This is a genomic window from Syntrophaceticus schinkii, assembly GCF_000946815.1.
GTDB lineage: Bacteria > Bacillota > DSM-12270 > Thermacetogeniales > Thermacetogeniaceae > Syntrophaceticus > Syntrophaceticus schinkii.
In genome coordinates this window covers 1-8,532 of the sequence record NZ_CDRZ01000059.1, presented here as the reverse complement: position 1 = coordinate 8,532, position 8,532 = coordinate 1, and the positions used below count along the sequence as shown (strand labels likewise).

Sequence of the window (8,532 nt, the reverse complement as noted above, 5' to 3'; positions counted from 1 at the left end):
AACTTGCCTACTACCCCGTAATTCATTTCGTGAACTATTTAACGATTGTCAAGGGTTAAGAAATCTTTGCGTGAGCTCCGTGAATAATGACTACGGAGAGCCGTATGCGTTAATAGCGCACGTACGGTTCGATGAGGGGTGAGGGATGACGAACGTGCTAGGCCAGTAGCGCACGGCCGGGATACTGAAGGCACTGCCAGACGAAAGGGGCAGTATAACGGACTGTCCTGACCTAAACGCTACCAGGCGGCATGAGACCCCGCCTACTCTACCTCCTATTGCATGCTCCTGATGGTGCGTTGAGACCGGGTAAACTTTCGTGTCTAGCCTGAAGAGGTGCGCTGAAACAAAGCCGCGAAAGACCCGGGGACGGTTCCCACCTCTTGCCGGAAAAGGCTCGACGAAAGAACCGTCCGACGATCCGCGGCAATGTCCGTGTCCCTCAGACTTCCGACCTCTGGTCTTTGACTTCCGTATTTCAGGTGGGCAGTTTGAACAAAAAATACCGTACATGAAACGAATCGTTGCTTTGGTGCGTTGCGGTCCAAATTAAAAAGCATGTCCCATTGTGATGTTCCGACTTCCGGTTTTTCTGGCTTCTGTTTTTGTTCTGGGTGGCTGGCAGCCAGTGGCCGCCCGGCCCAGATAATCAAAAAGTGAATAACTTCCAGCAGATTAGGGAAAAATAGCAGTATATGTGGTTTTTTGAGAGGTGAAAAAAATGCAGAAGAGGATGGCTCTGATCTGTTGTTTGGTGGTTTTGGTGGGGTTGATGAGCCCCCTTCACCAGGCGGCCGGTTATTTTGCCGAAGATAGTTTTGCCTCCTGCTGGAAGGAAGAAACAAAGGAAGAAATAAAATTTGATACAGGTGGCAGTACATACACTGTTCAACCAGGAGATACCCTGTGGAGTATTTCTCGTAAATTTGGGATAGAGCTCAAGGAACTCATAGCTGCCAACGGCATCCAGGGAGATCTGATCAGGTCCGGACAGGTTCTTGTATTATCTTCTCAAACACAGGTGAGAACTCACCGGGTAGCTCGAGGAGAGACACTGTGGAGTCTGGCGCGTCGCTACCAGGTGAGTGTGGAGCAGTTGGCGAGGGCAAACCGGATCCATGACCCCGACTCTCTTCGGGATGGACAGGAGCTGATTATCGCTTCAAATATGGAGCAGGCACAGCCGGTGGCAGGACAGAGAGGGCGAATTTTCAGCCGGCCGCTATCCGGGAGGATCACCTCCGTTTTCGGGCCGCGGGATGGTGAATTTCACCACGGCCTGGATATTGCGGGGGATATGGGAGAAGTGATCCATGCTGCTCGAAGTGGCTGGGTGGATTCGGTAGGATGGCGTTCCATATATGGCAAGACAGTGGTCCTTGATCATGGGAACGGCTATAAGACACTCTATGCACATCTTTCTGAATACCTGGTCAGTCAGGGAGATATTGTAGAAAAAGGCCAGGGGATTGCCAAAGTAGGTTCTAGCGGCCGCTCCACAGGCCCCCACCTGCACTTTGAAGTGCGTGTCAATAACAAAGCTGTGGATCCTATGCTTTATCTGGAATAAGAATAATCAAGAGGTGCCCAAGAAGCGTTCACAGTGAACAGCTTCAAGCGGGGCAAGAAAGACCAGCTATGTCCAAGTGTAATCGCTTGGAGCGGCTGGCTTTTTTGTTCCATTTAGGCTTGGCTCAGTATAATAGTTTTGGTTCCCTAAAATCATAAATGTCGTTTTAAGAAAACCCCATGTACATTAATGTTGTCACTCACACAAGCCCGAAAAACTTTTCGAAGAATTTGAGCAGCTTATCGATAATACCCTGCTTTTTGACCGCGCGGCCGCCGCCAAAGCGTGACACAGGCGGCATGATTCTATCGATGTCGGTGCCTGTTGTTTTTAGTATGCCGTCACGGAACGAGTTGTCGATGAATTTTCTCGTTTCCTTTGGCTTCAGCTTTTCCTCATTGATGATCGCGGATAAATCAACTTCTTTCTGCTCGGAAACGAATTTGCGCCAATCCTCATCCACCTTGGTAGAGATGTTAACCTGTTCAATAAAGCGTTCGATAAGCTCTTTTTTGCTCCGGAGCTCAATGCTGGAATTGATGGCTTTGTCAATGGTTGTCAGAATACTCTTATCAGTGCAGTTTGATTGATGGTATTTCGCCACAAGCATCAGAATATAGTCGATGTTTACCTCAATTTGCCGGATAAGTTCAATTTCAAACTCAATGTCATCGTTGATGCTATCTTTATCGCTGTGAGTGCCTTTCTTAAATTCCTCATACAGGTCGATATAGATGCTCTGGTAGTCCTGCAAATCCCTATCCGACAGAATTTCATTGCCCTCGAAGTCATCAAACGCAGAGAGGATATTCCTCAGCCTTAAAATCGCACCGTAGAGCCTGATAAAGCGCTTTTGTGTCTCTTCACCGATGATGGCCTGCCCAAGCGGGTATTGCTCTGTAAGAACAGCGATCAACTCTCTATAACCTGGCTGATGTTCGCCCTGTTCATCATAGCCATTGTAGTATTCGCTGTACGTTTTCAGCAGTACGATACCGCCTGCGTCTTTATCCCCAAAAAGCGCAATGGCCTTGTCGGTCGCCTCTTTCAAGTCACGGAAGCAGACTATATTGCCGAATGTCTTTACACTGTTCAAAATACGGTTGGTGCGGGAGAACGCCTGGAGAAGCCCATGCTGCCGAAGATTCTTATCCACCCAAAGTGTGTTCAGTGTGGTGGCGTCAAAGCCCGTCAGGAACATATTGACCACAATCAGCAGGTCAACCTCACGGTTCTTCACCCGCATGGAAAGGTCTTTGTAATAATTCTCGAATTTATCTGCTGATGTATCGAAGTTTGTGCTAAATGTGGCGTTATAATCTTTGATCGCTGCATCAAGAAAATCCCGGGAATTTTGGTCAAGGCTTTCCACATTAAAATCCTCATCAGGCAACACGCCATCCGCTTCTTCCTCATTTGGGCTGAAGCTGAAAATTGTCGCAACTGTGAGTTTCCGGTGTGTGGCCTCCAGCTGTTTCTTGAATTCCGTGTAGTATTTCATCGCCAAAGGAATAGAGGCCACGGCAAAAATGGAGTTGAAACCTGCTACACGCCTTTTTTCGCGCCTTTCAATCGTCTTTTTGGGATTTTGCTTGTCAGCCTCGTCCCATTTTGCGGTCATTGTATAGAAGTTGCTGCGTTTTGTTTTCTGGTCAAAGTGCTCCAAAATGTAGGAGACAATGTCACTGATCCGCCTGGGGTCTGACAGTGCCTTTTCACTGTCTATCCCATATACCTGTTTATCGTCTATTCTCTCAGGCATCTTGACGGTATTGATAAAGTCAATCCTAAAGGGAAGCACATTGCCGTCATTGATGGCGTCCACAATGGTGTAAGTATGCAATTTATCGCCGAAGGCCTGTTCAGTTGTCCTCAGCAGCGGATGATTGCCATGCGCTGCGTTTGCGGCGAAGATCGGTGTGCCGGTAAACCCGAAGAGGTGGTAATTTTTAAAGGACTTTTTAATTGCCAGATGCATACTGCCGAACTGGGAGCGGTGGCACTCGTCAAAGATAATAACAATATGCTTTTTGTAGATGGGGTGTTTCTTATTTTTACGGACAAACACATCAAGCTTTTGAATGGTCGTGATGATGATGCGTGAGTCGGAGTCCTCCAGCTGTCTTTGTAAGATCCTTGTCGAGGTGTTGCCGTTTGCCGCCCCTTTTTCAAAGCGGTCATATTCTTTCATTGTCTGATAATCCAGGTCTTTTCTGTCGACAACGAACAGCACCTTATCCACATAGGGAAGAGCGCTGGCTAGCTGCGCCGTTTTGAAAGAGGTCAGGGTTTTACCGCTGCCGGTAGTGTGCCAGATATATCCGCCGGCCTTTGTTTTTCCTGTTTGTTTGTAGTTGGTTGATATTGCAATGCGAGACATGATGCGCTCAGTAGCCGCGATCTGGTATGGTCGCATGACGAGCAGCAATTCCTCTGTAGTGAATACACAATATTTGGTCAGCACGTTGAGCAGGGTATGCTTGGCGAAAAACGTCTTGGTGAAGTCCACAAGGTCAGCAATAATTTTATTGTTGGCATCCGCCCAAAAGCTGGTAAACTCGAAGCTGTTGCTGGTTTTCTTGCTCTTTCTATGTTTGCCGCCGCTCTGTTCTTTGACATGCGCCTGGCGAGTGGTATTGCTGTAATACTTTGTGTGTGTACCGTTGGAGATCACGAAAATCTGCACATACTCGTACAGGCCGCTTGCCGCCCAAAAACTGTCCTTCTGGTAACGATTGATTTGATTAAACGCTTCCCGAATGGCAACACCCCGCCTCTTCAATTCAATATGGACAAGAGGCAGGCCATTTACAAGAACAGTCACATCGTAGCGGGTATCGTGAGCACCCTCTGATTCCTCGTATTGATTGATAACCTGCAAGCGGTTGTTGTGGATGTTATTTTTATCGATAAGACAGATGTTCTTGGATAAACCGTCATCACATCGTAAAACCTGCACATGATCGGTCTGGATCTTGCGGGTCTTTTCCACAATACCCTCATTGCTGCCGGCGATACACTCACCAAAAAACCTGTCCCATTCTGTGTCAGAGAAAGTATAGTTGTTCAGCAGTTCCAACTGCCGGTGCAGATTGTCCACAAGTGCGGATTCCTCATGTATCGCCAGATATTCGTATCCTTGTGTTTCAAGCAGACGTATAAATTCCTGCTCCAGTTTAGCTTCACTTTGATATACATCAGGATGGGAATATTCAGATATATATTCCGCAACAACTGTGCTTTCGTCTGTTGAGGCAACAATGTTGTAGGTACTCATCTCTCCACCTCCTTAAAGGTTAACAGCTTATCCCGGTAGTATTCATACTGCTTGCGCCGCGCTTCAATTTCCGCGGGCAGGCCGCTTGTCAGGTCGTTACACAGGGCATCAAAGCGGTCGAGGATGGAGACGATGCGTTGTTGTTCGGCGGAGGGGGGGGACGGGGATGATGATGTTTCGTATAGATGGTATGTTGGTGTGAACGACCTTGCTTTTTACTTTACCCTTGCTCTTTTGCATCCTTGCATTTGCTGTGGAGAGAGCATATGCAATATATTTCGGATTCTGGTTGTGTTTCATGACTACGATATCGCCGCCAGCTAAGCACTTCTCACTCCCAACATATACACACGACTTTGCAATATCCTCCACGCTTTCTCCTGTAATGGCAAAAAGAATATCACCGTGTTCAAAGTACTTTTTAGTACCAAGCATTGTTTCGTCTGTGTGAGACGCGCACTTATCGAACCATATATTATAAGTAGTATATATCTCCCCATAACGGACACATGGGGTACCATTTTCGGTTATTTGGTCACGTCTAATTCCAGAGCCCCTATAAAGATCAGTGGCTATTTCCCCTAGCGGTAGCCATTGGACCGCAATTTTTCTCGTCTGTCTGTCTGTCTGTCTGTCTGTCTGTCTGTCTGAATTGTGAGCAGAATAATCATCAAATGTCAAGAGCAAATCACGGTAATATTCATATTGTTTTTTTTCTTGCTGTAAGTTCCGCTGTAAGTTTCGCTGTAAGTTCCGTGAAATTGTCCAGTATGCGGACAATTTCACGCTGCACAGGCAGCGGGGGGAGGGGTAAGCGATATTTCATTATAGCGGACTTGTCGCCACGAGGCATTTTTGCTCCTTTGGCATTCTGTATATCATAACAGAAAAAACAAATCCGAGGATAAAACATAGAATAGGAATTCAGGTGACATAATCCTACGGTCGTAAGCTTGAATCACTAAAACATCACCGTTTGTCCCGCCACCATGGGTTGCAAGCCAGATTTTTTTCAAATAGGGACGGATGTTTCCGATTAGAATATCACCTTCCAGGAAACGAATTAAACGTCCTTTTGTCGGAACATAATTTGAATCTGTTTTTCCCTGCTTTTCCGGCAACAGATTATCAACACCTACATAACTATGAGAATCAACTTCTTTTGCGTCAATTCTTTCAGAAGAATAATGAGCTACACCACCTAGCGGCCTAAACTCCACCCCTTCCGGGCAAAGCTCTGCAATCAATTCTCCCAGTTTACTCATGCCCCCCACCCCCCCGTTTGCCCTGCCTGTCCGCAGACGCGGCGGATGGCAATTCAATCTCCGTGATGATCTTGGCGATCTCCTCCCGCAACATCTGTTCCCGAGCAACAATCTCCTCAATTTCTTTGTTGAGGGCGACAATGTCTATTATTTCACGTGTATCCTCCTGCTCCACATAGGTGCTCACGGAAAGGTTGTAGTCTTGCTCTGCTATCATGGCATTGGGCACAACCCTGGCAAAGTATTCTTTATCTTTCCTTTCAGTAAATGCCGCGACAATTGTTTTGATGTTATCAGGTGTCAGCTTGTTGCTGTTAGTGACTTTTACAAACTCTTTGGAAGCATCGATGAACAGGGTGCTGTTTTCTGTTTTGGACTTTTTCAGTACCATGAGACAGGTGGCGATGCTTGTGCCGTAAAATAGGTTATCGGGTAGCTGGATAATACAGTCGATATAGTTGTTGTCAATCAGGTATTTGCGTATTTTCTTTTCCGTGCCTCCGCGATACATCACACCTGGGAAGCAGACAATCGCCGCCGTTCCGCTGGTGGCCAGCCATGACAGGCTGTGCATGATAAAGGCAAGGTCGGCTTTGGATTTCGGCGCCAGGACCCCTGCCGGGGAAAAACGCGGGTCGTCGATCAGTAAGGGATTGTCTTTGCCCTCCCATTTGATGGAGTAGGGGGGATTGGACACAATGGCTTCAAAGGGTTCATCATCCCAATGCAGAGGGTTGGTCAGTGTGTCACCGTGACCGATGTCGAATTTATCGTAGTCTATATCATGCAGGAACATATTGATGCGGCAGAGGTTATAGGTGGTAATGTTGATCTCTTGCCCGAAAAAACCGAGCCTGACGTTCTCCTTGCCCAGTATTTTGGCAAATTTAAGCAAGAGAGAGCCGGAACCGCAGGCCGGGTCGTACACCTTGTTGACTTCTGTTTTGCCCACAAGGGTAATATGTGTCAGCAGCTCACTTACTTCCTGTGGGGTGTAATATTCGCCGCCGCTTTTTCCTGCATGGGAAGCGTACATCCCCATCAGGAACTCATAGGCATCGCCAAAAGCGTCGATGGTGTTATCCTGATAATCACCGAGATGCATATCGACAACACCGTTCATCAGCTTAATAAGCCGCTTGTTGCGCTCCGCAACTGTGCCGCCCAGCTTGTTGCTGTTCACATCCAAATCATCGAACAAGCCTCTGAAATTATCTTCGCTGGCACTGCCCAGTGCTGAACTCTCAATGCTGCGGAACACTGATTCAAGAGTTTCATTGAGGTTTTCATCGCCAGGCGCCATTCTTCTTACGTTTTCAAACAGCTCACTGGGCAGGATAAAGAAGCCTTTTGTCTTTACCAAATCCTCGCGGGCCTGTTCGGCATCGCTGTCGGAGAGTACAGCGTAATTAAATGTGGCATCCCCTGCTTCATGCTCTCCGGCGTTGATATAGGCGGTGATATTCTCTGATATATAGCGATAAAACAGCATACCGAGGACATACTGCTTAAAATCCCAGCCGTCCACACTGCCCCGCAGGTCGTTGGCGATATTCCAGATCATGCGATGCAGTTCTGCGCGTTCCTGTTCTTTTTTGTTATCTGCCATTGTCCATTTCTCCTCCACTGATTCTATAAGCCACTTTTTTTGATCAACCTGATTTTTCCCTGCGTTTACTCTGTATCTGGCACAAGTTCCATAATATCTTCAAAACCGACATCCAAAGCTGTGCACACTTTGATCAGAACGCCCATACTTACATGATCACTTTTAGAAAGCTTGGCAATCGATGATGGGCTGATGCCTGCAGCTGCCTGCAGGTCTTTTCTTTTTCATATCGCGGTCTATCAGCAATTTCCAGAGTTTTTTATAGCTGACCGTCATCTTTTGTGCCATTTTTGCCACCTCGCCACCAGAATAGATTTATACTATAGAGAGAATTTCATTCTAAAAAACTCATTGAAATCAAGGTTTTGAAGGCCTAAAATAAAGGCTTCACCCCGACTTTTGCCGAATTATAAGGTAAATCAAACCAAATAAAGCAAAAGTGGAAAGGGATGAAGCTACCTTGTATATTCGACAACAGTGCCTGATTTCCTTCGAAGATGCATTAAAAATGCAACCTGAAACTAGACATGGAAAAGATTTTTAGCACCCTTTGATTTGAAACCAATAATATCCAGGCTACCCAGAAAACATAATGGAACCTCGAGGATACAATGCCAAATACAAACATAAGAGCATTAATAGCTGCAAAGATAGAGCAAATACCGACAATGGCTGCATTGGTCAGAAGGCTAAAAAATGACCCTGTATTTCGGTACATATGTGGATTTGGCGTAATTGCAAGCGTACCAAGTGAAGCAACTATGAGCAGATTTTTAAGAGAACTAACAGAAACAGGTAATTCTTAAAGAAC

General features: G+C 46.5%; 8 protein-coding genes and 1 pseudogene. 2 read left to right on the top strand and 7 right to left on the bottom strand.

The genetic code is table 11. The features are described 5' to 3' along the window. The first annotated feature begins 721 nt into the window (after positions 1-721). A complete protein-coding gene (locus SSCH_RS16215; protein WP_052835290.1) occupies positions 722-1,570 on the top strand; it encodes a peptidoglycan DD-metalloendopeptidase family protein in 849 nt (282 codons plus the stop codon). 199 nt (positions 1,571-1,769) lie between these two features. Here SSCH_RS16215 and SSCH_RS04160 read toward each other — a convergent pair whose 3' ends face one another. From SSCH_RS04160 to SSCH_RS04140, 7 genes and pseudogenes are all read right to left on the bottom strand, one after another. Next, positions 1,770-4,847, bottom strand: a complete 3,078-nt coding sequence (locus tag SSCH_RS04160) for a type I restriction endonuclease subunit R (RefSeq protein WP_044664378.1) — start codon at positions 4,845-4,847, stop codon at positions 1,770-1,772. Next, entirely contained in the window at positions 4,844-4,972 is a 129-nt protein-coding gene (locus SSCH_RS22280; protein WP_456300446.1) for a hypothetical protein, read from the bottom strand. Before SSCH_RS22280 ends, SSCH_RS04160 begins: the two co-directional genes overlap by 4 nt. After that, positions 4,956-5,528: a restriction endonuclease subunit S gene (locus SSCH_RS19930; protein ID WP_269746112.1), complete on the bottom strand. Its 573-nt coding sequence runs from the start codon at positions 5,526-5,528 to the stop codon at positions 4,956-4,958. Before SSCH_RS19930 ends, SSCH_RS22280 begins: the two co-directional genes overlap by 17 nt. A 19-nt stretch (positions 5,529-5,547) precedes the next feature. Beyond that, positions 5,548-5,760, bottom strand: a complete 213-nt coding sequence (locus SSCH_RS22275; protein WP_156972085.1) for a restriction endonuclease subunit S — start codon at positions 5,758-5,760, stop codon at positions 5,548-5,550. Further along, complete coding sequence (locus tag SSCH_RS04150) at positions 5,726-6,112, bottom strand: hypothetical protein (RefSeq protein ID WP_084710921.1); 387 nt, start codon at positions 6,110-6,112, stop codon at positions 5,726-5,728. The genes SSCH_RS22275 and SSCH_RS04150 overlap by 35 nt, the downstream gene beginning before the upstream one ends. Further along, positions 6,105-7,721 carry a type I restriction-modification system subunit M gene (locus SSCH_RS04145; RefSeq protein ID WP_044664377.1) on the bottom strand — a complete coding sequence of 539 codons (1,617 nt, stop codon included), beginning with the start codon at positions 7,719-7,721 and terminating at the stop codon, positions 6,105-6,107. The genes SSCH_RS04150 and SSCH_RS04145 overlap by 8 nt, the downstream gene beginning before the upstream one ends. 65 nt (positions 7,722-7,786) lie before the next feature. Next, positions 7,787-7,997 (bottom strand): annotated as a pseudogene (locus SSCH_RS04140) (helix-turn-helix domain-containing protein). Positions 7,998-8,332: 335 nt separating this feature from the next. On the opposite strand from SSCH_RS04140, the gene SSCH_RS17335 reads away from it, so the two are divergent. Further along, positions 8,333-8,527, top strand: coding sequence for an IS1182 family transposase (locus tag SSCH_RS17335; protein WP_084710920.1), 195 nt, complete (start codon positions 8,333-8,335; stop codon positions 8,525-8,527). Positions 8,528-8,532 lie beyond the last annotated feature (5 nt).

Excerpts from the sequence above, each read along its gene's own strand:
- SSCH_RS04160 (WP_044664378.1), bottom strand. The coding sequence starts at position 4,847 with ATGAGTACCTACAACATTGTTGCCTCAACAGACGAAAGCACAGTTGTT.
- SSCH_RS22275 (WP_156972085.1), bottom strand. The coding sequence starts at position 5,760 with ATGTTTTATCCTCGGATTTGTTTTTTCTGTTATGATATACAGAATGCC.
- SSCH_RS16215 (WP_052835290.1), top strand. The coding sequence starts at position 722 with ATGCAGAAGAGGATGGCTCTGATCTGTTGTTTGGTGGTTTTGGTGGGG.
- SSCH_RS04150 (WP_084710921.1), bottom strand. The coding sequence starts at position 6,112 with ATGAGTAAACTGGGAGAATTGATTGCAGAGCTTTGCCCGGAAGGGGTG.
- SSCH_RS04145 (WP_044664377.1), bottom strand. The coding sequence starts at position 7,721 with ATGGCAGATAACAAAAAAGAACAGGAACGCGCAGAACTGCATCGCATG.
- SSCH_RS17335 (WP_084710920.1), top strand. The coding sequence starts at position 8,333 with ATGCCAAATACAAACATAAGAGCATTAATAGCTGCAAAGATAGAGCAA.